General features: G+C 45.4%; 1 protein-coding gene. It reads left to right on the top strand.

Annotated elements, in window-relative coordinates:
- Positions 1 to 238 (top strand): MucBP domain-containing protein (locus tag HMPREF3093_RS09735; RefSeq protein ID WP_180363242.1); only part of this gene is annotated, 238 nt, incomplete at both ends.

The following is a 238-nucleotide window of genomic DNA, read 5'->3' as shown; positions in this document are numbered from 1 at the left end:
AGTTCAAAATGTTAAGTACATCTACCAAGCAATTCCGAAGCCACGCGGAACAGTCAATGTAACCTACGTTGACGAGCAAGATGCTCAGTTGGCAGATCCAGTTACCTTAGAAGGTGAAGTGGATACCGCCTACGCAACTGAGAAGAAAGAAATCACAGGCTATAACTTCTTGCGAGTGGAAGGCCCAGCTACTGGCACCTTCAAGGCCGAAGTTCAAAATGTTAAGTACATCTACCAA

The sequence above is a fragment of the Abiotrophia sp. HMSC24B09 genome, from assembly GCF_001815865.1.
GTDB lineage: Bacteria > Bacillota > Bacilli > Lactobacillales > Aerococcaceae > Abiotrophia.
Note: the sequence above shows the minus strand (reverse complement) of the source record. Positions and strands in the feature narration are given on the sequence as shown.